The sequence below is a fragment of the Methylobacterium sp. CM6246 genome (genome assembly GCF_054818005.1).
The window spans coordinates 2,005,877-2,030,095 of the sequence record NZ_JBTXKY010000001.1; the positions used below are offsets into that span (position 1 = coordinate 2,005,877).

The 24,219-nt window shown below is 68.8% G+C and carries 21 protein-coding genes, 1 pseudogene and 1 other annotated feature; of the genes and pseudogenes, 14 read left to right on the plus strand and 8 right to left on the minus strand.

Annotation, left to right across the window (positions count from 1 at the left end; translation table 11 throughout):
* The first annotated feature begins 125 nt into the window (after nt 1-125).
* Nucleotides 126-527, plus strand: a complete 402-nt coding sequence (locus ACYQPG_RS09925) for a PTS sugar transporter subunit IIA (protein WP_147853550.1) — start codon at nt 126-128, stop codon at nt 525-527.
* 6 nt (nt 528-533) lie between these two features.
* Here ACYQPG_RS09925 and ACYQPG_RS09930 read toward each other — a convergent pair whose 3' ends face one another.
* The 7 genes from ACYQPG_RS09930 to ACYQPG_RS09960 all read right to left on the minus strand — a co-directional run bounded on the left by ACYQPG_RS09930 (nt 534) and on the right by ACYQPG_RS09960 (nt 8,579).
* Entirely contained in the window at nt 534-1,358 is an 825-nt protein-coding gene (locus tag ACYQPG_RS09930; RefSeq protein WP_461232446.1) for an EamA family transporter, read from the minus strand.
* Nucleotides 1,359-1,420: 62 nt separating this feature from the next.
* A complete protein-coding gene (gene hslU, locus ACYQPG_RS09935) occupies nt 1,421-2,734 on the minus strand; it encodes an ATP-dependent protease ATPase subunit HslU (protein ID WP_147907056.1) in 1,314 nt (437 codons plus the stop codon).
* Nucleotides 2,735-2,855: 121 nt separating this feature from the next.
* A complete protein-coding gene (locus ACYQPG_RS09940) occupies nt 2,856-4,352 on the minus strand; it encodes a SulP family inorganic anion transporter (RefSeq protein WP_461230828.1) in 1,497 nt (498 codons plus the stop codon).
* Nucleotides 4,353-4,416: 64 nt separating this feature from the next.
* Nucleotides 4,417-4,472: a sequence feature (sul1 is cis-regulatory element that is thought to sense ions involved in sulfur or methionine metabolism; They are found in Alphaproteobacteria), on the minus strand.
* Nucleotides 4,473-4,525: 53 nt separating this feature from the next.
* Entirely contained in the window at nt 4,526-6,196 is a 1,671-nt protein-coding gene (locus ACYQPG_RS09945) for a methyl-accepting chemotaxis protein (RefSeq protein WP_461230829.1), read from the minus strand.
* A 237-nt stretch (nt 6,197-6,433) separates the two neighbouring features.
* Nucleotides 6,434-6,964, minus strand: coding sequence for an ATP-dependent protease subunit HslV (gene hslV / locus ACYQPG_RS09950; RefSeq protein WP_147938843.1), 531 nt, complete (start codon nt 6,962-6,964; stop codon nt 6,434-6,436).
* Nucleotides 6,965-7,141: 177 nt separating this feature from the next.
* Nucleotides 7,142-7,960 (minus strand): SGNH/GDSL hydrolase family protein, encoded by an 819-nt coding sequence (locus ACYQPG_RS09955; protein ID WP_147907060.1) that lies wholly within the window; start codon nt 7,958-7,960, stop codon nt 7,142-7,144.
* Between the two features lie 169 nt (nt 7,961-8,129).
* Complete coding sequence (locus ACYQPG_RS09960) at nt 8,130-8,579, minus strand: cupredoxin domain-containing protein (RefSeq protein WP_461230830.1); 450 nt, start codon at nt 8,577-8,579, stop codon at nt 8,130-8,132.
* A 397-nt stretch (nt 8,580-8,976) separates the two neighbouring features.
* Here ACYQPG_RS09960 and ACYQPG_RS09965 point away from each other — a divergent pair, with 397 nt between their 5' ends.
* From ACYQPG_RS09965 to ACYQPG_RS09975, 3 genes and pseudogenes are all read left to right on the plus strand, one after another.
* Entirely contained in the window at nt 8,977-10,203 is a 1,227-nt protein-coding gene (locus ACYQPG_RS09965; RefSeq protein ID WP_461230831.1) for an MSMEG_0565 family glycosyltransferase, read from the plus strand.
* A pseudogene (locus ACYQPG_RS09970) lies at nt 10,196-10,473 on the plus strand (MSMEG_0570 family nitrogen starvation response protein). Before ACYQPG_RS09965 ends, ACYQPG_RS09970 begins: the two are co-directional and overlap by 8 nt.
* Before the next feature lie 152 nt (nt 10,474-10,625).
* On the plus strand, nt 10,626-10,925 hold the full coding sequence (locus tag ACYQPG_RS09975; protein ID WP_461230832.1) for a hypothetical protein: 300 nt from the start codon (nt 10,626-10,628) through the stop codon (nt 10,923-10,925).
* A 77-nt stretch (nt 10,926-11,002) separates the two neighbouring features.
* Here ACYQPG_RS09975 and selB read toward each other — a convergent pair whose 3' ends face one another.
* Nucleotides 11,003-12,955, minus strand: a complete 1,953-nt coding sequence (gene selB, locus ACYQPG_RS09980; protein ID WP_147907064.1) for a selenocysteine-specific translation elongation factor — start codon at nt 12,953-12,955, stop codon at nt 11,003-11,005.
* A 391-nt stretch (nt 12,956-13,346) separates the two neighbouring features.
* On the opposite strand from selB, the gene ACYQPG_RS09985 reads away from it, so the two are divergent.
* From ACYQPG_RS09985 to ACYQPG_RS10030, 10 genes are all read left to right on the plus strand, one after another.
* Nucleotides 13,347-14,861, plus strand: coding sequence for a CYTH and CHAD domain-containing protein (locus ACYQPG_RS09985; protein WP_461230833.1), 1,515 nt, complete (start codon nt 13,347-13,349; stop codon nt 14,859-14,861).
* Nucleotides 14,862-14,998: 137 nt separating this feature from the next.
* Nucleotides 14,999-16,165, plus strand: a complete 1,167-nt coding sequence (locus ACYQPG_RS09990; protein ID WP_461230834.1) for a carboxylate-amine ligase — start codon at nt 14,999-15,001, stop codon at nt 16,163-16,165.
* Nucleotides 16,166-16,409: 244 nt separating this feature from the next.
* Nucleotides 16,410-16,871, plus strand: a complete 462-nt coding sequence (locus ACYQPG_RS09995) for a tellurite resistance TerB family protein (protein ID WP_147907067.1) — start codon at nt 16,410-16,412, stop codon at nt 16,869-16,871.
* A gap of 100 nt (nt 16,872-16,971) precedes the next feature.
* Nucleotides 16,972-18,252: a Zn-dependent hydrolase gene (locus ACYQPG_RS10000; protein WP_419829333.1), complete on the plus strand. Its 1,281-nt coding sequence runs from the start codon at nt 16,972-16,974 to the stop codon at nt 18,250-18,252.
* Complete coding sequence (locus ACYQPG_RS10005) at nt 18,249-19,484, plus strand: allantoate amidohydrolase (protein ID WP_461230835.1); 1,236 nt, start codon at nt 18,249-18,251, stop codon at nt 19,482-19,484. Before ACYQPG_RS10000 ends, ACYQPG_RS10005 begins: the two co-directional genes overlap by 4 nt.
* A gap of 53 nt (nt 19,485-19,537) precedes the next feature.
* Nucleotides 19,538-20,821 (plus strand): beta-ketoacyl-ACP synthase, encoded by a 1,284-nt coding sequence (locus ACYQPG_RS10010; protein WP_461230836.1) that lies wholly within the window; start codon nt 19,538-19,540, stop codon nt 20,819-20,821.
* A complete protein-coding gene (locus tag ACYQPG_RS10015; RefSeq protein WP_147907071.1) occupies nt 20,818-21,585 on the plus strand; it encodes an SDR family oxidoreductase in 768 nt (255 codons plus the stop codon). The genes ACYQPG_RS10010 and ACYQPG_RS10015 overlap by 4 nt, the downstream gene beginning before the upstream one ends.
* Nucleotides 21,586-21,696: 111 nt before the next feature.
* The gene (locus ACYQPG_RS10020) at nt 21,697-21,987 is read left to right on the plus strand and encodes an SH3 domain-containing protein (RefSeq protein ID WP_461230837.1); all 291 of its coding nucleotides are present in this window, start codon (nt 21,697-21,699) and stop codon (nt 21,985-21,987) included.
* A gap of 8 nt (nt 21,988-21,995) precedes the next feature.
* A complete protein-coding gene (locus tag ACYQPG_RS10025; RefSeq protein WP_419829336.1) occupies nt 21,996-23,018 on the plus strand; it encodes a zinc-binding dehydrogenase in 1,023 nt (340 codons plus the stop codon).
* Nucleotides 23,019-23,200: 182 nt separating this feature from the next.
* The gene (locus ACYQPG_RS10030) at nt 23,201-24,217 is read left to right on the plus strand and encodes a lipid A biosynthesis lauroyl acyltransferase (RefSeq protein WP_461230838.1); all 1,017 of its coding nucleotides are present in this window, start codon (nt 23,201-23,203) and stop codon (nt 24,215-24,217) included.
* Nucleotides 24,218-24,219 lie beyond the last annotated feature (2 nt).

The window sequence follows — 24,219 nt, forward strand, 5'->3', positions numbered from 1 at the left end:
TGGCGCCGAAGGGGCCCGCGTGGCATGATCGTTCTAATGTCCGAGCAAAAACGTCGCGATCGCCTTGTTGGGACCTGTGCATTGCACAACATGGCGGCAGACAGAGGACGTTGGAACACGTGTCGATGATTGGCATGGTGCTCGTCACTCACGGGCTGCTGGCGACCGAATTCAAGGCCGCTCTGGAGCACGTGGTCGGCCCGCAGGATCAGATCGAGACGATCACGATCGGGCCGGAAGACGATATGGAATTGCGGCGCCGGGACATCATGTCGGCGGTCTGCCGCGTGAACACCGGCGACGGTGTGGTGGTGCTCACCGACATGTTCGGTGGCACGCCCTCGAACCTTGCGCTCTCGTGTATGAACGGCGGCTCGGTCGAGGTGGTGGCGGGGATCAACCTGCCGATGCTGATCAAGTTAGCGAGCGTCCGTGACGAGGAAAACCTCAGCGACGCCGTCCTTCACGCCCAGGAAGCCGGGCGCAAATACATCAACGTCGCCTCCCGCGTCCTGGCCGGGAAATAAAGCTCTTCAGCCGTCGAGGACTACGGCCGTTGTGGCAGGCTGGCGGCTCGTCGCGGTGATGCCCGCCGAGGCAAGAATCACCAGCCCGATGGCCAGCCACTGAACGATGCCGAGCCGCTCGCCCAACAGAGCGAAGCCCGCGCAGGCGGCCACGGCAGGCTCCAGGCTCATCAGGACGCCGAAACGTTTCCGATCCAGGCGGCGCAGCGCGAACATCTCGAGCGAGTAGGGCAGGGCGCTGGACATGAGCGCTACCGTGAGACCGGCGACCAGGATACCGGGGGCGAACAGGTCAAAACCGGCTTCCGTCAGCCCGAATGGTGCTGCGACCACCGCCGCGACCAGCATGCCTAGCGAGACTGCCTGACCGCCGTCGATCCGTCCCGCACGTTGGCCGAACAAGATGTAGAGCGCCCAGGCCAGAGCCGCCCCGAGCGCGAGGACGACGCCGAGCGGGTCCAAGGAGCTCGTCGATGCGACCGGCAGGAGCAGGCCGAGTCCCAGTACCGCGACCCCGATCCACAGGAAGTCAGACCTGCGACGGGACGCGATCAGCGCAATGGCGAGCGGCCCTGCGAACTCGATCGCCACCGCCGGCCCGAGCGGCAAACGGGCGATGGCCAGGTAGAACAGGACGTTCATCAGCCCCAGGCTGATCCCGTAGAGCGCGATCCATCCGGCATCGCGCCCCGACAGGCTGCGCCGCCACGGACGCCAGACCGCGATCAGCATCACGGCCGAGAAGCCGACTCGCAGAGACGCCGTCCCGGCCGCTCCGACGACGGGGAACAGGCTCTTGGCGACCGTGGCTCCGAACTGGAGGGAGATCATCCCGGCCACCAGCGCGATGACGGGGAGGAGAGCCGCATCCGGCCGCCACCCCGAGCGCGTGATCACAGGATGAATCGGCTCAGGTCCGCGTTGGCAGCCAGATCCTCGACCCGGGCACGGACATAGGCGGCGTCGATCGGCACGGTCTCTCCGGACCGGTCGGTGGCGGTGAAGGAGATCTCATCGATCACCCGCTCCAGAACGGTCTGCAGGCGGCGGGCGCCGATGTTCTCGACCGACGAATTCACCTCGACGGCGACTCGGGCCAGCGCGTCCACGGCGTCGTCGGTGAACGTGAGGGTCACGCCCTCCGTCTCCATCAGCGCCACCGTCTGCTTGAGCAGGCTCGCTTCCGTGGACGTCAGGATCTGGCGGAAGTCGTCCACCGTCAGCGGCTGCAGCTCGACCCGGATCGGCAGACGGCCCTGGAGTTCCGGCAGGAGGTCGGAGGGCTTCGAGACATGGAACGCTCCCGAGGCGATGAACAGCACGTGGTCGGTCTTCACCGGGCCGTGCTTCGTCGCGACCGTCGTACCCTCGATCAGGGGCAGCAGATCGCGCTGTACGCCTTCGCGGGAGACGTCCCCGGAGGAGCGGCCCTCACGGGTGCAGATCTTGTCGATCTCATCGAGGAAGACGATGCCGTTGTTCTCGACTTCACGGATCGCGTCGCGGATCAGCGCGTCGTCGTCGACCAGCTTGTCGGATTCCTCGGCCAGCAGCGGCGCGTAGGCATCTCGAACCAGGATACGGCGCGGCTTGCCGCGCTGCCCGCCCAGCGCCTTGCCGAGCACGTCCCCGATGTTGATCGCCCCCATGGAGGCCCCCGGCATGCCGGGGATCTCGAACATCGGCAGACCCGACGGGGCACCCGAGGCCAGCTCCAGCTCGACTTCCTTGTCGTCGAGTTCGCTATCACGCAGCTTGCGCCGGAAGCTGTCGCGGGTCGCCTGGCTGGCGGTGGGCCCGACCAGGGCGTCGAGGATCCGATTCTCGGCCGCCGCCTCTGCCTTGGCTTTGACGGTCTCGCGCTTCGCCTGTCGGGTCAGGCCGATCGCCACCTCCACGAGATCGCGGATGATCTGCTCGACGTCACGGCCGACATAGCCGACCTCGGTGAATTTGGTGGCCTCGATCTTCAGGAACGGGGCATTGGCCAGCCTGGCGAGGCGGCGGGCGATCTCGGTCTTGCCGCAGCCGGTCGGCCCGATCATCAGGATGTTTTTGGGCGCGACCTCCTCGCGAAGCGGCCCCGTGAGCTGCTGGCGACGCCAGCGATTGCGGAGCGCGATCGCGACGGCGCGCTTGGCGTCGTGCTGCCCGACGATGAAGCGATCGAGTTCGGACACGATCTCGCGGGGAGAGAACGTCGTCAACGCTGTGCCATCCTTGTTGTCCCGGCCTGGCCGACGCAACCGCAGGCCTGGGCCGGGAATGGGGTCGCGGCGCGCGCGACGCAAGAGGCCGGGCGCGGCCTGGGGCGTGCGTCGCCCCGTCTCAGTGACCCGCCAGCGACGGTGCGGCGTCGGGCTTGTCGTGCTTGCCGAAGCGTTCGACCAGCGTCGCACTGGCAGCGTTCAGGCCGATCACGTCGACGGTCCGCCCACGGGTCCGGGCCTTCAGGACGACGCGGTCTAGCGCGGCCACCGCCGAGATGTCCCAGAAATGCGAGTCCTGCAGGTCGATCACGAGGCGGTCCACCGGCTCCAGCACGTCGATCGCCTCCGAGAAGGTGCCGGCCGAGGCGAAGAAGACCTGCCCGGCCACCCGATAGGTCCGGGTCCGGCCGTCTTCCGAGAGCGTGGAGGTCACCTGGCTCAGCCGCGAGACCTTGCCGGCGAAGAACACGCCGGAGAGGAGCACGCCGGCGAGCACACCCTGCGCCAGATCCTTGGTGGCGACCACGACCAGGACGGTCGCCAGCATCACGGCCGAGGACGGCAGCGGGTTCGTGCGCAGCTGCGCCAGCGACCGCCACGAGAAGGTATTCAGCGAGACCATGATCATCACCGCCGTCAGGGCCGCGACCGGTACCACGGCCAGCAGATCCTGAAGGGCCACCAGGAGCAGCAGCAGGAAGGCGCCTGCCACCAGCGTGGATAGGCGGCCGCGAGCCCCCGAGGTGACGTTGATCACCGACTGCCCGATCATCGCGCAGCCGCCCATGCCGCCGAACACCGCGGAGGCCATGTTGGCGACGCCCTGGCCCATGCATTCCCGGTTCTTGTCGCTGGCGGTGTCGGTCATGTCGTCGACGATCTGCGCGGTGAGCAGGCTTTCCAGCAGGCCGACGGCGGCGAGCGTCGCCGCGTAGGGCAGCAGGATGCGCAGGGTCTCGAAGGTCAGCGGCACGTCCGGCAGCGCGAAGCTCGGCAGCGTCGAGGGCAGAGCGCCCAGATGCGAGACGGTGCGCACGTCGAGGTGGAAGATCGCCGTCACTGCGGTCAGCACCGCGATCGCCACGAGGGGCGAGGGGACGGCCCGGGTGATCCGCGGGAAACCGTAGATGATCGCGAGGCCCAAGGCGATCAATCCGTAGGTCGCCGGCGTAACGCCCGTAAGCTCGGGCATTTGCGCCAGGAAGATCAGGATCGCCAGCGCGTTGACGAAGCCGGTCATGACCGATTGCGAGACGAACCGCATCAGCCGGCCGAGTCTGAGCAGGCCGGCGAGGATCTGGATCACGCCCATCAGGACGGTGGCGGCGAACAGGTATTGAACCCCGTGCTCGCGCACGAGATCGACCATCACCACCGCGGTCGCGGCGGTCGCGGCCGAGATCATGGCCGGCCGCCCCCCCGCGAAGGCGATCGTGCAGGCGATGACCACCGAGGCGTAGAGCCCGACCTTGGGATCGACCCCGGCGATGACCGAGAAGCCGATCGCCTCCGGGATCAGCGCCAGGGCGACGACGACGCCCGACAGGGTATCGCCGCGGATATTGGACACCCACGACCCGAGAGGGCCGCCGGTTCCGGATGAACTGCGTTGCATGGTGATGAGAATCCGCACGAGACGCGCGTCCGCTCGAACGGCGGATCAACGGGCGTCTCGGATGCGTGGTCCGGCGGATCGGCGGCCGGAAGAGCCACCCGGGCTTTCACCGGGTCCTTGCGAATGGCACGACCCTACGGGGCATCGCACTGCGATGCAACATTCAGGCGGCGTCAGGCCGCCCGCACCTGCGCTACGAAACCCGCGACCTCGTTCCCCAGGCCATCCGAACGGCGGGCGATGTCGGCCGCCGCATCGAGTACCCTGCCGGCGCTGGCGCCGGTCTCGTGGGCGGCGTCCAACACCATCGACATGGTCTCGGTCACGGCGCGGGTGCCGCTGGCAGCCTCGGCGATGCTGCGGGCAATCTCCTGGGTGGCGACCTGCTGTTGCTCGACGGCCGCCGCCACGCCCAGCGCGATGCCGTGGACCTGCTCGATCGTGCCGCCGATCTCTTCGATGGCCAAGACGGCCGCATGGGTCGCCGCACGCATCGCGTCGATCTGGCCGGCGATCTCGTCCGTAGCCCTGGCGGTCTGAGTCGCCAGCGCCTTCACCTCGGTGGCGACCACGGCGAAACCACGCCCCGACTCGCCGGCCCGGGCCGCCTCGATCGTCGCGTTGAGGGCGAGCAGATTTGTCTGTCCCGCGATGGTCGAGATCAGCGATACGACCCGCCCGATGCCGTCGGCACTCCGAGCAAGCGCCTGGACACTGGCGCGGGTCCGTTTGGCGGCCTCGACGGCGACAGCGGCAGCGTCGGACGTCTGTGAAACCTGGACGCCGATCTCACTCGCGGTGGCGGCGAGTTCCTCCGTGGCGGCGGCGACCGCCTCGACATTGTGCGCGGTGGTCTCGGCGGCGCGGGTCACGACGCGCGACTGCTCGTCGGTGCGCTCGGCATTGCCCGCCATGGCGGCAGCGGCGCGTTCCATGCCGGTGGCGGCGCCGACGAGGTGGTGAACCAAGCCACCGATGCTGCCCTCGAACTGGTCTGCAAGCCCGACCATCTCGGTGCGCTTGCGGGTCACCGCCTCCGCGCCCAAGCGCTCGCGCTCCTGCCGCAGACCGTCGGCTTCCCGCATCGTCCCCGCGAAGACCTGCATACTGGCCCAGATCGCCCCGATCTCGTCGCGACGCGGATGCACATCCGGCAGCGTGTGGTCGCCCCGCGACAGGCGTTGGATCGCCTCGGACACGGCCCGGAGCGGCCGGGCGATCTGGCGCTGGCCGACAAGGAGGCCGAGCCCGCAGCACGCCACTGTGCCGAGCAGCGCCAGCGCGAACACCAGGAGCGTCCGCGCCTGGAAGAGGTCGCGGGTCTCGGCCTTGACCGCGGCCATCTCGGCCCGGCCGCCCATGACCAGGGCATCGATGCTCGCCTGGAACGCCCTGCGGTTGGACTGGTTGGCCTCGTTGAAGCCCAGATCGGCGGCGGCGCGGGGACCGGCTTCCACGCCGGCGGTGGCCAGCGCAGCCCGCAAGGTCCGGAAGGCGTCGGCGTTCCGCGCCATCGCGTCGAAGAGCGGGCGTTCCTGCTCCGTCACCCGGGGCGCCCAGTCGGCCCGCAGGACATCCATTGCCGCCAAGCCCTTGCGGATGCCGGCGGCGTATTTCGTAGCCTCGGTCCGGTCGGCCGAGGCGTAGACGCCGCGGGAGTCCATTGTCACCTCGGCAACGAGGCGGTTGAAGTTTGCGGCATTCAGCGCGCGGACCGAGGCATCCTCGACCTGTGTCAGTGCGTGCTCGAAGCGCTGCAGGGTCGCGACGCTGATGCCCGCGACGACGAGCGTCGTCAGGCTGCAGGCTGCGACGAAGCCCAGGATCTTGCCACCGATCTTCATGCCGTTTCCACCCAGGGCTTTGCGGAACGATTGTGCCGGTGACGAATCAAAGCTCCGTTAAGGTGCAGTCTGCTGGCAAGCTGATGCGATTCGAATCGCCGGTCCGCGTGGTCATTCGACCGGCAGATCGGCATCTTATCCTGTTCAATAAACGTCGAAAATCGTCTCGCCCCTCGTCGCACCAGCCTACTTCACCGCAACCAGGCGATCATACCTCGGGCGCATGAACCTTCTGCATCACGCCTGATCGAGGGCCTCGATAACCAGGTTGCCGTTGGTGTAGACGCAAATCTCAGCGGCGATCGTCATGGCTTTACGCACGATCGCTTCCGCGTCGAGATCGCTATCCTCGAGGGCGCGGGCGGCTGCCAGGGCGTAGTTTCCGCCCGAACCGATCGCCATGACGCCGGTTTCCGGCTCCAGCACGTCTCCGGAACCCGAGAGCAACAGGCTGACGTCGCGGTCAGCCACCACCATCATCGCTTCGAGGCGGCGGAGGTAGCGGTCGGTACGCCAATCCTTGGTGAGTTCGACGCAGGCGCGCGTCAGTTGGCCGGGATACTGCTCCAGCTTGGCTTCGAGGCGCTCGAACAGCGTGAAGGCATCGGCGGTCGCCCCGGCGAAGCCCCCGATCACCGCGCCCTTGGCGAGGCGTCGCACCTTGCGGGCGTTTCCTTTGACGATGGTTTGGCCAAGGCTGACCTGCCCGTCGCCCCCAACCACGACGCGCCCGCCCTTGCGGACCATCAGGATCGTGGTGGCGTGCATCTGGGGCACGGAGCCCCGGTCGTCGTACCTGAATGCGTCCTGGCTCAAAGTTCGGCTCCGATCTCGGTCCGCGCCGAGATGGGGAGCTTTATCGGCCGCGTCCAGCCATCGGACGTCCGCCCCGACGATAGGACGTTCGCTTCCGTCGTGTCGGGGGCCTTGCGACGGTGCGGAGCTCTACTCCGCGACCGCCTCGGCGGTCTGCACGGGACCGGCGTCGTGCAGGATCGATTCGGCCGCCGCCTGAGCCAGCAGGGCGTAGCCACCATCGGCCATGTGGAGGCCGTCTGAGGCGAAGAGCTGCTTGGCGGTGAGCTTCCCCTCGCGGACCCAGCCGTGCATCAGGTCGGCCCGACGGATGACCGGCACGTCGAGTTCCGTCCCGATCGCCCGCACCGCATCCCGGAACCGGGACGAGCCGGGTGTCGAATCCAGTTTCGGACACCATTGCGGTTCCATCAGCACCACGTCGATGCCGGCTTCCCGAATCCGACGGATCGCGACGGCGGTCGCCTCGTGGAAATGCTCGATGGAGACGCCGCGCAGCGGATCGTTGCTGCCGGTCTGCCAGATGACGAGCTGCGGCTCGGCCGCGATCACGTCGCGGTCCAGGCGCTTCAGCATGTCGTCGACATGCTCGCCGCCGATGCCGCGATTGATGACGGCGACCTCCATGCCGCGGAGCTTCTTGCGCAGGTTGACCTGCAAGCGGGCCGGATAAGCGTTGGCCGGGCTCGAGGCACCGATGCCCTCGGTCGAAGACGACCCGAACGCAACGATCTTGAGCGGCGCGCCGATGGCGATCTGCCGTGCGACGTGTGGGAGATCCGGACTGTCGCTCAGGTCGATGCCGAGCATGTCCAATGAATCAGGCAGGAGATCCGCGTAGGCGAGAACCGCGGTGGGGACCAACAGCAGGCCGCACAGAACCAATACATCCCGCCAGCGCTTTCGGCGCAGCTTAGCGGGCGTGACGGATGTCAGGTTCTGGGACACGGGACCGATTGCTCCGCCACTCGTCAATGACCGATACAATCTGACACAGGCACTTGAAAAGAGCGGTTCCGTACGCGCCTTTAAGATGATGTGAATTCGTAACACAAAATTAAATGCGAGACGTCGCCGGACCCGAGCCGGGCGGCGTCTCGCCTTTGCGCGACCGGCGTCAACCAGCCGGCGGGGACAGCACGAGTTTGCCCATGAAGGGTGCATTGCGCTTGTTGTTCGCGGTGCAGGCGTAGCTGTGCTCCCCGGCGTCGAGGGTGCGCAGTTTCAGAGTGCCGCGGCCGTTGGCTTTGACGGTGTAGCCCTTCTCGCTCATTACATGGACGAGGTCGCCGTCGGCGTGCAGCAGGTGTCCCTGTTCGAACTGTCCGGGTGCCGTGAGTGTCACTGGGACATTGGCCTCGCTCACCACCTTCAGCACCACGTCGGTGTTGGCGGGCAGGCGCAGATCGGCCGGCGCGCAGACCGGTTTGTCATCCTGAAGCGTGATGGTCAGCTCGACGGGCGGCATCACCGCGCTGGCGGGTTTGCCGAGCTGCGGGTTGTCCTCGGCGTCGGCTGGACCGGCGAGAAGGCTAGCCAGGGCAGCAGCGATTAGGATCTTCTGCAAGGTCTTGGTTCTCCGCCTCGACCCGCAGCCGGAGCATCGTCCCGAGGGCCAGGCGCCGGCTCTCGCAGGAAGACGACGCTCCGTTCCATCCAGTGATCCTCGCACTGTATTAAATATTCACAGCGAGGATCAAAGCGCGCGGGTTTCTCGCCGGTAATGAGATGAAGGAGCCTGGGTTCCGGTGCGCGACGCCGTGGCTCAAGGTGGCTTTTCGAATACGCCGATGACGTTGTGTGCCCCGCCAAGATGACAAAATCGAACCGTTTATTATCCCGGGTGCAGATTTCGGCACGATCGATGCGATCGGGCATAACGGGTCTCCGGATGGGTGGCGGGATCCTGGTGCTGGGCTTCGAGGGCGGAGTCCGGACCGGCTGCGAGCCTCATCTGCCATCCCATGGTCGATCGCTTGCGCATCGCGATTCTCACGCACTCGACCAACCCCCGCGGGGGCGTGGTCCACGCCCTGGCGCTCGGCGAGGCTCTGTGCGACCTCGGGCATGAGGCGGTGGTCCACGCCCCCGACCCGACCGGTCGCGGCTTCTTTCGGGATGCACGCTGTCCCGTGGTCTCGGTCACGGCCAAACCAATCGCCGAACCGACGGTCGCGCTGGTCCAGTCACGGATCGCTGATTACCTGTCTCATTTCTCGACGCCGGCGGCCTGCGACTTCGACATCTTCCATGCGCATTGCGGCATCAGCGGCAACGCGCTGGCGACCCTGACGCGGCGCCGCCTGATCCCCGGCTTCGTCCGCACGGTCCACCACATCGATACGCTGACAGATCCGCAGATGAGCCAGTGGCAGGAGCGGGCGATCGTCGATGCCGGGCGTCTGCTCTGCCTGAGCTCGTCCTGGGCCAAGGCCCTTGCGGCCGAATATGGCGCGCGGGCCGACGTGGTCGGCAGCGGCGTGGATGGTACCGTCTACACCCCTGAGCCGTCGCCCGGCGATCCGGCGCTGCGTGAGCGCATCGGCATCGGGCCCGGACCGGTCTTCCTCAGCGTCGGCGGGTTCGAGGCGCGAAAGAACACGCTGGCGCTCATCGCGGCCTTCGCGCGCCTGCGCAGTGATATCCCGGCCGCACAGCTCGTGATCGCGGGGGGCGTTTCGCTCCTCGACCATGCCGGCTACGAAGCCCGGTGCTACGCCGCCCTGGAGCGCGAAGGCCTGGAGGTCGGTCCCGGCAAGCCGGTCATCCGGACAGGGCCGATCGCTCAGGCGGATATGCCGGGCCTCTACCGCATCGCAGATACGCTGGTGTTTCCATCCCCACGGGGAGGCTACGGCCTATGCGTTCTGGAGGCGATGGCCAGCGGTACCGCCGTCATCGTCTCGGCACCGTCGCCCTTCGCTGAACAGCCGAACGTCGCAGCGGCCCTCGCAGTCCAGCCCGACGATCCCGAAGCGATCGCCGCCGCCATGCAGGCGAGCCTCGACCCGTCCCGGCACGCTCGCCTGCGCGCCAACGGTCTCGAGGTCGCCCGGGCCCACACCTGGGACGCCTGCGCCGCACGTCACCTGCCGACCTACGCGTCGTTCGCCCCCGGTCCGGCCCCGCTTTCGGCGATCGCCACGGGATCCGCCGCCTGGAACACCACCCGGATCGCAGGCGATGCCTGAGATGCGTTTCCATATCCGATGGCCGGACGGCAGCCGCGAGGCCTGCTATTCGCCGTCGTTGGTCATCAAGGACCATTCGGCGGTCGGTCAGGACTACGTCCTGGACGAGTTCCTGGCACCGATCCGGCTCGCCCTCGGCAGCGCCAGCGACAAGGTCCGTGAGCGGTACGGATTTCCTGAGGGCGGCCAGAGCCGCAACTGGCCCGGATCGAGGAAGCCGTGCGTCGTCAGGTGCCGGGCACGGTGCATGTCGAGGCGTTCGAGGAATGATGAATTCGAGATCGGCCCATGGCACAGGCGGGGCGACCTGATCGAGGCTCGCTGCGTGAAGCTCCGCCAACCCGTGTCGAACCGACACAGCGCGGATCGCGGTTCAGGCGGCGTTCTCCGATAACCCGATCTGATCACACCAGGCGCAACCGATGATCGTCCGGATCGCCACGGCTCTCTTCGTGATGATCATCCCCGCAGCGGCCCAGACGCGCCCGTCGAGCACGACCATGACCTGCCAGCAGACCGTCCGGCTGGTCCAGGCCCGCGGCGCCCTGGTCCTCGGGACCGGCGGCCAGACCTACGATCGGTTCGTCCGGGACCGGTCGTTCTGCGAACCGACCGAGATCGCGCGGCGCGCCTTCCGGCCGACCCGCGACAACCCGACCTGCCTGATCGGCTACACCTGCTACGAACCCGGTGCCGACGATTGGCCCGGCGAGGGTTTCTAGAGCATCCTCCCGAGAGCCGATTGCCGCTTTCGAGATGACGGTGATGCGCTGGCTCGCGCGGTTATGGACTGCGGACCTCAGCGACCGCCCGCCGCTTCCTCCAGGGTCACGATCACGCGCCGGTCCCCCGCCCTGCGGCTGAAGCCCGCGGCATCCAGGTGCTCGAGAAGCGGGATCGAGTACTTTCGCGAGATCCCGAGGGCCGCCCCGGCTTCCCGCGCCAGAAATCCGGTTTCCGGCGTCGTCGCGTTCGGGAATGCCTCCGCCAGCCGCGTGCGGGCGACCGTGACCGCGTCGCGGTGGAACAGCACAGCCCGGCGCTGCACCCGGTCGATGGCGCGGATCACCGTGCCGGCGCCGACGAGATAGGTCAGTGCCTCCCGGCGCCTGACATCACGGCCGACCGCCTCGTTTTCATCGGGCGGATTGAGTCCGGCCCGGCGGAACAGCTGCTCGAGCTTGCGCGCGGTCTCGCTCTCGTTGCGGGCCGGATCGAAATCGGACCTGCGCCAGAGTGCGCCGGCCTGAACCGTGCCCCCCGTGCCGGCGAGATCGCGCAGGACCAAGCTTGTCAGGACTTCAGGAATCGACAGCAGCCGGGCGAGGCGCTCCAGCGGGATGCCGTGCTCCATCGGGTTGTCCCGGTGATACTCGCTGAGCGCCGCCAACGCTGCGGCGCGCAGCGCCGCGAAGGCGGGAGCCCCGATGAAGCCGTCGCCGATCGCCCGGGCGCCGGAGGCCGTAAGGATCTGGCGGACCCGCTCGGTTCCGATGCCGGCTGCGCGGGCGAGTTCCGGCAGGGTCGCCCCCGCTGCACCGGCCTGCGACAGCCGGACCGTCACGGCGTCCGCCGGCTTCCCGGTCGCCAGCGCGCTGAAGTCGGCCAACACCCTGGCATCGTGCCGCCGCCGCCGACGGCTCACCGGATCGAGTACGCGGCCGCCGGCCACGGTCGCGGGCGGGGAATCGAGGCGGAGCACGAACGGCTCGCGAGCCGGCACGGTGATCGGCTCGGCGAGGTGCAACTGCGCCGGTGCGGTCGCGCCCGGTTCCAGCGTGTCGCGGTCCAGCAAGCGCAGGCGGGCCTCGACCTCGGTGGTCCCGAACAGGAGCCGGCATGCGCTGCCGCCGGGCAGCACCGCATCCGCACTGGCCGCAGCGGTCAGCGCCACGTCGAGCCAGTGCGACGGCGTCAGCAATCCGGGCACCGTCAGGGCCTGACCGCGCGCGATCTCGTCGAGACCGACGCCGCGCAGGGCTACGGCGGTCCGTCGTCCGGGCTCGGCGCGCTCGACCGGGCGTCCGTGGATCTGAAGGCTTCGCACCACCGCGCTGCGGCCGCCGGGCACAATCTCCAGGGTGTCGCCGATTGCGAGCGGCCCGCGCCGGAGGGTCCCGGTCACCACCGTGCCGAAGCCCGGACGGGTGAAGACCCGATCCACTGGCAGATACGGGAACCCGTCGTCGACACCGGTTTCCGCATCGGCGAGCAAATCGGCCAAGGCGCGGGCCAGATCCTCGACTCCGGTGCCGGCGTGCGTGGAGGTGGCGATCACCGGCCCTGCGACGATCCCGGCCCGGGAGGCGGCGGCGGCAATCTCCGCTGACCGCGTGGCGATCGCCTCGGGCGAGGCCAGATCAGCTTTCGTCAGCGCCAGCACGCCGCGGCGGACACCGATCAGCCGGGCGATCTCCAGGTGCTCGACCGTCTGCGGCTTGATCCCTTCGTTGGCATCCACCGCGAGCAGGACGGCACGCATGCCGGTGGCACCGGAGACCATGGCGCGGACGAACTGCTCGTGACCCGGCAGGTCGACGAGGTCAATCTCGCCCTGCGCGCTCGTCAGCAACGCGAAGCCCGGTACGATGGAGACCCCGCGGTCCCGCTCTTCCTTGAGCCTGTCCGTTTCGACTCCCGTGAGCGCCCGGACCAGGGCCGTCTTGCCGTGGTCCACATGCCCGATCACGCCGACCAGAAGTGTCTTCAAGGAAGTCACCGACCCGATTGTCTCCGCGTTGATGCCGTCCACGCAGCCCGCACCGCACTCACGGCGAGGGATTTCGTCTCGCTGAACCAACGTTGCGCGTTCGCCGCCCACCGGTCGAGGTCGTGACGCTGGAGGCAGATGAGTTGTGGACAATCGGGTTTGCCACGGCATTCCGGATTGGGAAAGCGTAAAAGTGAAGCGACTCAATACGCATGCCACGGACCGCTTCGGCCGATACCGTGGATACCCGGTGCAACCTCATATGCGTGCCGGGCGCCGGATCGGCACGATCGTGCACGTCCGATCAAGGACTTAGGGGTGGCCCCGATTGCCAGAAAGTCCGGATCGGCCCTAGATCGGCTTTCACGACGCCCGGATGCAAACCGGTGGGCGCCCCGCCGAGTTAAGAACCGGACGTTTCGAAGAGGAGAGCATGAGCGAGACCGATAGCCACGCCGTGGCCGCCCCCCGCGAGATTGAGCTGAAGCTCGATTGCGCGGGTCCCGACCTGACCGCGCTGGCGGCCCATCCCCGGCTTCAGGGATCCGAAGGCTCCGAGCCCGAACTCCTCGTCAGCAGCTATTACGATACCGCGGAACAGGATCTGCGCGCCGCCGGATTGACCCTGCGGGTCCGCAATCAAGGCGACCGCCACATCCAGACCGTGAAGGCCGGGCAGGGCGGTGTCGGATTGTTCGACCGGTCCGAGTGGGAGACCGAGATCGCGGGCGAGACGCCCGATCCCGCGGCCTGGGCCGAGACTGCAGCGGACAAGGTCCTGCGCAAGGCGGACGCGCCCCTGGTGAAGCTGTTCTCGACGGTGGTCACGCGTCGGGTCATCCCGGTTCTGCAGGGCACCTCGCGCATCCTGGTCACTCTGGATGAAGGTCGGGTCGAAAGCCCGGCGGGCGATACCCCGATTTGCGAGGTCGAACTCGAGCTCGCCGACGGCGAGCCCGCCGACCTGTTCGCCCTGGCACAGCATCTGGCCGAGACCGTTCCGCTGCGCCTGAGCGCCACCGCCAAGAGCAGCCGCGGCTTCGCCCTGGTCGACGCGACCAACCCGTCCTCGGTCAAGGCCGAGCCGGTGGTGCTGCCCGAGGGGGCGAGCGTCGGCGACGTCTTCCGCCGGGTGGCCCGCGCTTGCCTGCGCCACCTGCGCCTTAACGAGACCGCGTTCCTTGCGGGCCATGCGCCGGAGGCCCTGCACCAGATGCGCGTCTCGCTGCGGCGCCTGCGCTCGGCCCTGTCGCTGTTCGCCCCCATGCTGGAGACCGACCCACGCGCGGCCACCTTCGGCGACGAGATCAAGCGCGTCACCGAACCGTTCGGGCATGCCCGCAACCTCGACGTGTTCCTCGGTCATACCCTGCCGAACCTCGCCAAGGAGCGCCCGGACGACACCGACCTCACCGCCGTGCGCGAGCTGGCCGAGGCCGAGCGCGCCAAAGCCTACGACGCGGTCCTGGCGATCCTGGAGAGCCCGCAATGGCGCGGCCTGATCATCGACTTCGCCGGCTGGGTCGAGGCTGGGTCTTGGGCGGTCCAGGATGCCGCCGCCGAGGACGGCAGCACCTTCGCGGCGCGCGTCCTGGATCGGGCCCGCGAGCGTATGAAGAAGCGCGGCCGGGGCTTGAAGAAGCTCGATCCGCACACCCGCCACCGGGCACGGATCGCCGCGAAGAAACTGCGCTACGGCGCCGAATTCTTCGCGGGGCTCTACACGAAAAAGAAGGCGCGGCGTCGCCAAGACAAGTTCGGCACCGCGCTCTCGGACCTGCAGGATCACCTCGGCGCGCTGAACGACCTGGAGACGGCGCGCACGATGATGGAGAGCCTGGGCGGGGCGCCGATGCCCGGTCCGGACGACGCGAGCACCCGGGAGCTTCTGATCGAGGCCGCGGAGGCGCGCGCTGAGCTGCTGGACGTCAAGCCGTTCTGGCGTTGACGGACGCTGCCTGACCCCGCGTTTCCCGGCCGAGACGGCGGATCCGTGCCCGATTGCGATCGGGTCCGGCACGGATCTCGCGACGCTTCGTCGATCGGAATGCCGGCCTGGGCCGACGTCCCGGGCGAGGAGTGCGGATGGCCCATGCCTATCGGTTCGGGATGGAGGAAGAGTTCTTCCTCGCCGACGCCCGCACGCGCGGCTCGCCGCGAGCCCGGCTGAAGGCGTTCCACGCAGCCGTCAAGGCGCGGCTGGACACAGTCGAGCGTGAGCAACTCCAGTGTCAGATCGAGATCGCCTCACCCCCGACCGACGACACCGAAGCGGCGCGGGGCCATCTGGCGGAGCTGCGCCGGACGCTTTCTGAAATCGGTTCTGAGCGCGAAATCCTGCCTTTCGCGGCCGGGACGCATCCGACGGCCCGGTGGCGGGACCAATCTGCCACCGACAAGGCCCGCTACCACGGCATCATGGCCGACCTGCGGATGGTCGGGCAACGCAACCTCGTCTGCGGACTGCACGTCCATGTCGAGGTACCGGATCCCGACACCCGCATCGACCTCATGGGGCGGCTGCTGCCGTTCCTGCCGGTGCTGCTCGCGCTCTCGAGCTCCTCGCCGTTCTGGCAGGGCGAACGGACCGGGATGGCCGGCTATCGGACCCGCGCCTACGCCGAGTTGCCCCGCACCGGCCTGCCGGAACTCTTTGCCGGCCCGGCCGACTACGCCCGCTACGTCGACGTGATGACCCGCAGCGGCGCCATCGCGGATGCGACCTTCCTGTGGTGGCAGATTCGCCCGTCCCTCAAATATCCGACTCTCGAGCTGCGCGTCGCGGACAGCTGCCCTCGCCTCGACGACGGACTCTGCATCGCCAGCCTGTTCCGCTGCCTGGTGCGTCGGGTGGTCCGGGACCAAACACGCCATGCCGGGATGACGGCCGCCTCCCGGGGCTTCATCCGTGAGAACCTGTGGCGGGCCGAACGCGACGGGGTGAAGGCCAAGCTGATCGACGAGGCGCGGGAGCAGGCGGTGCCGATGACCGAGACGGTCGAGACATTGCTCGAGGAGACGGCAGAGGATGCCGAAGCGCTCGGCTGCGCGGAGGCCTGCGCGCACGCCCGGACCATCGTGGCGGAAGGATCGAGCGCCGATCGACAGCTCGCGATCTTTTCCGCAGCCCGCAAACGCGGGGCCCGGGAGCGGGAGGCCCTGTCGGCGGTGGTGGATCTTCTCGCCCAGGAAACCGCCGCCGGACCGGCGAGCGCGGTTGGGGCCACGCGCGCACCGTCCCGACGGCGTTGAACAGGAACCGGGCGCGCCCGAGGGGGGGATGGCAGGCCCGGGATCTGTCCGACCGCGCTGGGGACGCGGTTGAATGCATGATTCACAGACGGATGTTGCTGGCGAATTTCTGGTGCTCGCCTGTTGCGAAGCTCCGACCCCAGATCCGAACCGCGTCGCGTTGACCAAGCGCCTCACAGCCCCTTCCTTCGCGACCGCGGTCTGCTATCCCTCCCGCTCCGGCGGACATCCTCGAATATTCGGCATGAGCCTTCTGAGCGACATTTTCGGCCATGTCGGCCGTACCGTGACAGCCTATGCGGGCGACAAGGCGCTGATGCTCGCGGCTGTCTCGGCCGCCGCCAACGTCATCGTCGCCGACGGCGAGGTGGCGAGCGAGGAGTTCGACACGGCCCTGCACGGTCTGCGCGCCGATCCGGTCCTGGTGAAGGGCTACGACGCGCTGATGCTGGAGACGGAGCTGTACGAAGGGATCGCTCGGGCCCGCACCCGTCTCGGCCGGGCCGAGAATCTCCGCCATGTTGCCGCCGTCGCGGATCGGCCGATGAGCCAGCGGGAGAACGTCTTCCTGATCGCCGCCGACGTCGCCGACCAGGACGGGATCAGCGGCATCGAAGCGAATGCCCTGGGCGAGATCGCCATCGCGCTGCAGGTCGACGGCGAGGCATTGTTGCGCGCCAATCCGGTACGCCGGCCTCCGGTCTGATCCCGCCGGCTGGCATCACCGTTGCTCCGGGCCGGCCCATCGCCTGATAACGGTGACCGAGAAACGATTCGCACGGCCCAGCGCCGTGAGAGGACCCGCCATGGCCGAAACCACCCCGAGCAAGACCGATAACCTGCGCGCGAACGGATCGCGCCTGTGGGCCACGATCCTGGAGACGGCGACGTTCGGCAGTACGCCGGCCGGCGGCATCAACCGCCTGACTCTGTCGCCCGAGGATGGTTGCGTGCGCGACTGGTTCCGGGAAGCCTGCGAGACGGCCGGCCTCACGGTCTCGGTGGATGCACTCGGGACCCAGTACGCCGTGCGGCCGGGGCGGGACATGAGCCGCGCGCCGATCGCGTTCGGATCGCATCTCGATACGCAGCCGACCGGCGGCAAGTTCGACGGCGTGCTCGGAGTCCTGGCCGGACTGGAGGTGATGCGCAGCTTGAACGATGCCGGGATCGAGACCGAGGCACCCTTGATGGTGGTCAACTGGACCAACGAGGAGGGCTCGCGCTTCGCCCCGGCCATGATGGCGTCGGCGGCCTATGCGGGTGACTTCACGACGGACGAGATCCTGGCCAAGCGCGACGCGGCCGGCGTCACAGTCGCCGAAGCCCTGGCGGCGATCGGCTATCACGGCGGCGAAGCCGTCGGTGCACGCGAGATCGGTGCCTTCGTGGAACTGCATATCGAGCAGGGCCCGATCCTGGAGGCCGAAGGCAAGACCATCGGGGTGGTCGAGGGCGGCCAGGGCATCATGTGGTTCGACGGGCGAATCACCGGCTTTGAGAGCCACGCCGGCACCACGCCGATGCCGCGCCGCCGGGACGCGCTGTTGGCCCTCTCCGAGTTCGCGCTTGCGGCCGAGCGGATCGCCCTGGCGCATGCGCCGACCGCGGTGGCCACGATCGGGGAGGCCGTGATCCTGGCCCCTTCGCGCAACGTCGTGCCGGGGCGGGTCGCCTTCACGGTCGACGTGCGCGACCCCCGATCCACAACCCTCGACGCCATGGAGGCGAGCCTGCGCGAGGCCGCGACCGAGATCGCCGAGCGACGCCGGCTTGAGGTCGCCCTGACCCGGATCTGGCGCAAGGAACCGGTGCCGTTCGATCCGGCGATCGTGGCCGCCGTGGATGCCGCCGCCGAGAGCCTCGGGCATCCGCGGCGCCGGATCATCTCGGGGGCCGGGCACGACGCCTGCAACCTCGCCGCCAAGGTGCCGACCGCAATGATCTTCGTGCCGTGCAAGGACGGCGTGAGCCACAACGAGTCGGAATCCGCCACGCCGGGCGATTGCGCGGCCGGTGCCGACGTCCTGTTGCAGACAGTGCTCCGCCTCGCCAACGCGCCCCGGACGGACCAGACCGCGCGATGATCTTCGCCCCGCGCATCCAGGACCGCCTCGACGCGCTGGCTGCGATCACCGCCGAGCCCGGCGCCATCATCCGCCTCTACCTGACACCCGAGCAGGCGCGGGCCGAGGCGCTGGTGGCGGGATGGATGCGCGAGGCCGGCCTGACCGTGCGGCACGATGCCGTCGGCAACCTGATCGGCCGCCTCGAAGGTCCTGACCCGGGTGGTCCGGCTCTCGTCATCGGGTCCCATCTCGATACGGTCCGCAATGCCGGCCGCTACGACGGGCCGCTCGGCGTGATCGCCGGGATCGCCTGCGTCGAGGCTCTAGCGCGCGACGGCATCCGCCTGCCGCACGCCTTGGAAGTGGTGGCTTTCGCCGACGAGGAGGGTGTCCGCTTCGCCGCCACCCTCATCGGCAGCCGCGCCTTCGCGGGCCGCCTCGACCCGGCCGTCCTCGATGCCACGGATGCGGATGGGATCTCCCTCGCCGCGGCATTGCGGACGTCCGGGCTCGACCCCGCGGCGATCGCGTCCGCGGCGCGTCCGCCGGTCGCGATTCTCGGCTACCTCGAACTGCATATCGAGCAGGGGCCGATGCTCGAGAAGGCCGGCCTGCCGGTGGGCGTCGTGACCGCGATCTCGGGCGCCAGCCGCCTGGAATTCACCTTGGTCGGCGAGGCCGGCCATGCCGGCACTGTCGCCATGGGCGAGCGGCGCGACGCCTTGGCGGGCGCCGCGGACTGCGTGCTCGCCGTGGAGGCACGATGCCGCGACGAGCAGCATCTGGTCGGCACCGTCGGCCGGATGGTGGTCGAACCGGGCGTCGGGAACACGATACCCGGGCGGGTGCGATTCACGCTCGATCTTCGCGCGCCCGACGACGCTCAGCGCCTCGCCGCGCTCGCCGACATCCAGGCGGATTTCAATGGCATTGCGGCGCGCCGCAACCTCGATCTCGGCGTCAGCCTCCTGCACGAGGCCGGGGCGGTGCCGTGCGATCCCGGGCTGACCGCGCTGATCCGCGACGCCATCGCGGCCGAGGGCCTGCCCGTCGTCGCTCTGCCGAGCGGCGCCGGGCATGACGGCATGGCGGTGGCGGCGATCGCACCGATCGCCATGGTGTTCGTGCGTTGCCTAGGCGGCATCAGCCACAACCCCGCCGAATTCGCGAGCATTGACGATATCGAGACCGGGGCGCGGGTGCTGTTCGGGGCGCTCAGAGCGTTTTCGGCTTCGCGGCGCGCAGCCTGAACGGCATACACGGACCGGGTGTACGCCGCCGGAAAATCCCGTACAGACGCGCCATGAGCGCGCGATCCCATCGCGACGCCAGGGGCCGGCCGCTGATCGCGGTGACGGGCATCGGCGTCGTCTCCTCCCTCGGTCAGGGCCAAGCCGATACCTGGGCGGCCCTCTGTGCGGGCCGGTCCGGCATCCATGCCATCGCCCGATTCTCGACCGAGGGTCTCCGCACCCGCATCGCCGGCACCGTTGATTTCCTGGATACCGATCCGCTGATTGCCCCGCTCCTGTCCGAGCGCTTTGCCGCGGAGGCCGCCGAGGAGGCGGTCGCGCAGGCCGGCATCGGCACGACGGGTGATTTCCCGGGGGCCCTGTTCATCGCGGTCCCCCCCGTCGAGATGGAATGGCCGCAGCGCCAGGCGCTCGCCGAGGCCGCCGGCGGCGACGGCGCGGTCGATTACGCCGGGTTGCTCCGGGCCGCTGCGACCCGACGCTTCGACAATTGGCACGACCTGTTCATCTTCGGCACCGTGGCCGATCGCATCGCCGACCGGTTCGGCACCAAGGGCTCGCCGATCTCGCTCTCTACCGCCTGTTCCTCCGGCGCCACCGCGATCCAGCTCGGCGTCGAGGCGATCCGCCGGGGCGAGACCGCAGCGGCACTCTGCATCGGCACCGACGGCTCCGTGAACCCGGAATCGCTGATCCGGTTCTCGCTGCTCTCGGCGCTCTCCACGCGCAACGATGTCCCCGCGGAGGCCTCGAAGCCGTTCTCGAAGGATCGGGACGGCTTCGTGATGGGAGAGGGCGCGGCCGCCCTGGTCCTTGAGGATGCGAAGGCCGCAATCGCCAGGGGCGCCAGGATCCTCGGCTACGTGCTCGGCTGCGGCGAGAAGGGCGACGGTTTTCATCGCACCCGCTCCAGCCCTGACGGAGCGCCGGTCATCGCGGCGATCCGGGCCAGTCTCGACGATGCCGGGCTCGCCCCGGAGGCAATCGACACGGTCAATGCGCACGGCACCTCGACGCCCGAGAACGACAAGATGGAGGCTTTCGGGCTCGCCGCGGTCTTCGGCGCCCGCGCCCCGTCCCTACCGGTAACCTCCAACAAGTCGATGATCGGCCACACGCTGACCGCAGCCGGTGCCATCGAGGCGGCGGTCTCGCTGCTGACGATCCAGCATGGCCGCATCCCGCCGACCATCAACCACCGGATGGCGGATCCAGTGATCGGCCTCGATGTGGTGGAGACCGCCCGGGACATGACGGTGCGGACGGTGCTGTCGAATTCGTTCGGATTTGGCGGCCAGAACACTTGTCTGGTCTTCGGGTCGGAACCGGCGTGAGCGGCACGCCCGAAGCACGGCGCGTCCTCGTCACCGGCGGCGCCTCGGGGGTCGGCCTGGCGATCGTACGGGCGCTGGCACGCGCCGGGCACGCCGTCGACTTCACTTACCGCTCCTCGGCCGAGGCTGCCGAGGCGTTGCTCGCCGAGCTGCACGAGGCTCATCCGGACCGCACTTTCACCGGTCACGCCTTGGACCTTGCCGACAAGGCCGCCCTCGAGGGCTTCTGCGAGGCCGCGGAGGCGACGGCCTATTACGGCCTCGTCCACAATGCCGGTCAGGCCAGCGACGCCCTGGCGGCGATGTTCGACCAAGAGCGGGCCGAGGCGGCCATGCAGGTCAACTTCTTTTCCCTGACGCGGATCGCCAAGGCGCTGATGCGCGAGATGATCCGCGCCCGGGCGGGCCGCGTCATCGCCATCGGTTCTGTGGCCGCCCTGCGGGGCAATGCCGGAAACGCCGCATACTCGGCCAGCAAGGGCGCGCTGATCGCCTATTGCCGCACGCTCGCGATCGAGACCGCCAAGCGCGGGGTGACGGTCAACGTCATTGCGCCGGGCTTCGTCGACACCGCCATGATGGCGCGTTACGCCGCGCACCGCGCCGGGATGGAGCGCCAGATTCCAGCCGGCCGGTTCGCCCGGCCTGAGGACGTCGCCGCCCTGGCCGCGTTCCTCATGGGCGACGGGGCGGCCTACATCACCGGAGCAGTCTTGCCGGTGGACGGCGGTCTCACCGCGATGATGGGCGTCCACCGCGCCTGATTGCAGTTCCGCTTGCGTGTCTCCGTTGTAGGCTCGCGGCTTTCGTTACCGCCGTGATAAGTCCGACGCCCTCAATTCCCCTCGCACGCGCGATGCTTTAGCGACCTGCCAATGCGCGCCCGCCTCGCCCTCCTCGCCGGACTCTGCCTCGCCGCTCCGCTCGTCCCGGGCCGTGCCCGTGCCGAACCGGAACCGTACCGGATCTCGGGGCTCTCCCCCGGCGAGCCGCTCTCGATCCGCGCCGAGCCGGACGCCGGGGCCGAACAGGTCGGCGAGATCCGCACCCGTGCCCTGGTCTTCGGCTGCACCGCCGATACGCCGAGCCGGGCGACGTGGTGCCGGGTCAAGGCCGGGCGAACCGTGGGGTGGGCGCGGCGGCGTTACCTGGCGCCGGAACGATGAAAGACGACATGCGAGCCCTACAGCTATTCGGCGACCGCGACCTGCGCTTGAACGAGGTCGAGGCCCCCGCTGCGCCGGGGCCCGGCGACGTGCAGATCCGTATCCGTGCGGTCGGCCTCAACTTCATCGACGTCTGGGGCTTTCGCGGCATGGCGTTCGCCAAGCGCAAGATGCCGCTCATCGTCGGCGCCGAGGCGGCCGGCGTCGTGCAAGCGGTCGGCGCAGGCGTCACCGCTGTCGCGCCAGGCGATCGGGTCGTTCCCTACGGGGCGATGACCTGCGGGCAGTGCCGGGCCTGCCGGGAGGGCCGCGACAACCTCTGCGAGGATGTTTCCGGCGTGATGGGTTTCCACGTCGATGGTTTTGCGCGCGAGCTGGTGACTGTGCCGGCCCGTCTGGTCGTGAAGGTGCCGGATGGCGTCAGCGACACGGACGCAGCCTGTGCGGGCATCGCCTTCGGCACCGTCCAGCACATGCTGTTCGACAACGCCCGCCTGGAGCCGGGAGAGAGCGTCCTGGTCCATGCCGGCGGCTCCGGCATCGGAACCGCGGCGATCCGCATGGCCAAGGCGATCGGCTGCACCGTCTACACCACGGTCGGCGACGACGAGAAGGGTCGGAAGGCGACGGAGCTCGGAGCCGACCACGTCATCAACTACCGCACCGAGCGATTTGAGGGCGAGGTCCGCCGGCTGACCAAGCGCAAGGGCGTCGATGTGGTGTTCGAGCATGTCGGCGCCGATACCTGGAACGGCTCGCTGCTTTGCCTGAAGCGCGGCGGCCGGCTGGTAACCTGCGGCTCGACCTCCGGCGTCTCGGCGACCATGAACCTGATGCAGCTGTTCCAGCAGCAGTATCGCATCACCGGCTCATTCGGCTGCTCGCTGGCGAACATCGCGCAGGCCCTCGACAAGATGGCCCAGGGGATCCGCCCGGTGGTCGATACGGTCTACCCGCTCGGCGACTTCGCGCAGGGGCTGGAGCGGCTCGAATCCCGCAAGGTGTTCGGAAAGATTCTCGTCAGCCTGTAGCGGTCGGCGCTGCGTCCTGGGATCTCCTCCCGGACGCCTTGCCCAATGCTGGCCTGCCATCGTTCCGAAGGGCGGCGGCCATCTTGCGCGGCGATGCGCTATCGCACCGCGGCGGACATGGTTTAAGCGTCGCCTTACACGCGAACTGCCGGGCCTGCCCGCATCGTGCCCGGGAAACCAACGTGCTGCGCCTCGCTCTCATCCTCAGACGATCGTTCCCCCGGCTTGCCGGATTCGCCATGATACCGTTGATCCGCGCCCTGGTCTGGCTGGCCCGCGCCCTCGGTCCGGATCGCTCGACCGCGCTCGGCGCAGCGCTCCTGCGCACGGTCGGACCATGGCTGCCGGCCCATCGCACCGCCATGGCGAACCTGCGCGGGGCGTTTCCCGACATGCCGGAGGCGGAGCGGAAGCGCATCGCCCTGGAGGCCTGGGACAATCTCGGGCGGACCGGCGCCGAATACGCCCACCTCGATTCGCTGTTCGACTACGATCCCGACGCCACCGGTACGATGCGCACGGAGGTTGCGGGGATCGAGCACTTCGCGGCCCTGCGCGACGACGGTCGGCCCGGGCTGATCTTCTCCGCCCACCTCGGAAACTGGGAACTCCCGGCGATCTGCGCGGCCCGGTTCGGCCTGGATGCGACCGCCGTCTTCCGGCCGCCCAACAACCCGGCCGCCGCGCGCCTCGTGCAGGAGGTCCGCCGACGTTCGATGGGGGGCCTGGCGGCGTCGACCCCCGGCGCCGTCTTCGCCATGCGGGACGTGGTCGAGAACGGCGGCCATCTCGGACAGCTGATCGATCAGCACTTCACCCGCGGCGTCGTGGTCGATTTTCTCGGGCGGCCCTGTCTGGCCAACCCGCTGCTCGCCAAGCTCGTCCGGCACTACGACTGCCCGGTTCACGGCGTCCGGGTGATCCGCTTGCCGAAGGGCCGATTCCGGCTCGAACTGACGCCGCCGCTCGACCTGCCGCGCAACGCTGACGGGGTGATCGATGTGACCGGCGCCATGCAGGCGATGACGGCGGTCGTGGATAGCTGGGTGCGCGAGCATCCCGGCCAATGGCTCTGGATGCACCGTCGGTGGCGGCCGGACATGTTGCCTAAGGCGAGAAATCTCCCACAGGCCGCTCAACCGATGGTAGAGGCCTCTCAAGCCAACGTGATTTCCCACACGGCGTCCCAACCGCTCTGATG

Excerpts from the sequence above, each read along its gene's own strand:
- ACYQPG_RS09965 (WP_461230831.1), top strand. The coding sequence starts at position 8,977 with ATGGTCGATCGCTTGCGCATCGCGATTCTCACGCACTCGACCAACCCC.
- ACYQPG_RS09975 (WP_461230832.1), top strand. The coding sequence starts at position 10,626 with ATGATCGTCCGGATCGCCACGGCTCTCTTCGTGATGATCATCCCCGCA.
- ACYQPG_RS09925 (WP_147853550.1), top strand. The coding sequence starts at position 126 with ATGATTGGCATGGTGCTCGTCACTCACGGGCTGCTGGCGACCGAATTC.
- ACYQPG_RS10005 (WP_461230835.1), top strand. The coding sequence starts at position 18,249 with ATGATCTTCGCCCCGCGCATCCAGGACCGCCTCGACGCGCTGGCTGCG.
- ACYQPG_RS09930 (WP_461232446.1), bottom strand. The coding sequence starts at position 1,358 with ATGATCTCCCTCCAGTTCGGAGCCACGGTCGCCAAGAGCCTGTTCCCC.
- ACYQPG_RS09945 (WP_461230829.1), bottom strand. The coding sequence starts at position 6,196 with ATGAAGATCGGTGGCAAGATCCTGGGCTTCGTCGCAGCCTGCAGCCTG.
- ACYQPG_RS10000 (WP_419829333.1), top strand. The coding sequence starts at position 16,972 with ATGGCCGAAACCACCCCGAGCAAGACCGATAACCTGCGCGCGAACGGA.
- ACYQPG_RS09995 (WP_147907067.1), top strand. The coding sequence starts at position 16,410 with ATGAGCCTTCTGAGCGACATTTTCGGCCATGTCGGCCGTACCGTGACA.
- ACYQPG_RS10025 (WP_419829336.1), top strand. The coding sequence starts at position 21,996 with ATGCGAGCCCTACAGCTATTCGGCGACCGCGACCTGCGCTTGAACGAG.
- hslV (WP_147938843.1), bottom strand. The coding sequence starts at position 6,964 with ATGCACGCCACCACGATCCTGATGGTCCGCAAGGGCGGGCGCGTCGTG.
- ACYQPG_RS09985 (WP_461230833.1), top strand. The coding sequence starts at position 13,347 with ATGAGCGAGACCGATAGCCACGCCGTGGCCGCCCCCCGCGAGATTGAG.
- ACYQPG_RS10010 (WP_461230836.1), top strand. The coding sequence starts at position 19,538 with ATGAGCGCGCGATCCCATCGCGACGCCAGGGGCCGGCCGCTGATCGCG.
- ACYQPG_RS10020 (WP_461230837.1), top strand. The coding sequence starts at position 21,697 with ATGCGCGCCCGCCTCGCCCTCCTCGCCGGACTCTGCCTCGCCGCTCCG.
- ACYQPG_RS09940 (WP_461230828.1), bottom strand. The coding sequence starts at position 4,352 with ATGCAACGCAGTTCATCCGGAACCGGCGGCCCTCTCGGGTCGTGGGTG.
- ACYQPG_RS09990 (WP_461230834.1), top strand. The coding sequence starts at position 14,999 with ATGGCCCATGCCTATCGGTTCGGGATGGAGGAAGAGTTCTTCCTCGCC.